We start from the raw sequence: 339 nt of genomic DNA on the forward strand, positions 1-339 counted from the left end.
GCAGCTGTTTCGCTTCCTGGAAGCCGCCGAGTCCGATGCCCATGGTGCCCGCCTCGGGCGTGACGATGACCACGGGGCTGTGCGCCCAGTAGGCGGCGGCAATCGCGGTGACGGCGTTGCTGATGCCGGGGCCGTTCTGCCCGATGACCACGCCATGGCGGCCCGAGACGCGCGCATAGCCGTCGGCCATGTGACCGGCGCCCTGTTCGTGAACGACGGGGATCAGGCGGATGCCCGCGGGCGCGAAGATGTCCATCGCGTCCATGAAGGCGGAGCCCATGATGCCGAACATCTCGGTGACGCCGTTGGCGGCCAGGGTTTCGACAAAGGCTTCGGACG

General features: G+C 68.4%; 1 protein-coding gene. It reads right to left on the bottom strand.

Annotated elements, in window-relative coordinates:
- The coding region (locus tag VSR68_RS43030) for a thiamine pyrophosphate-binding protein (RefSeq protein WP_342945392.1) at nucleotides 1-339 on the bottom strand (339 nt) is incomplete at both ends.

The sequence above is a fragment of the Paraburkholderia phymatum genome (assembly GCF_038900715.1).
GTDB lineage: Bacteria > Pseudomonadota > Gammaproteobacteria > Burkholderiales > Burkholderiaceae > Paraburkholderia > Paraburkholderia phymatum_A.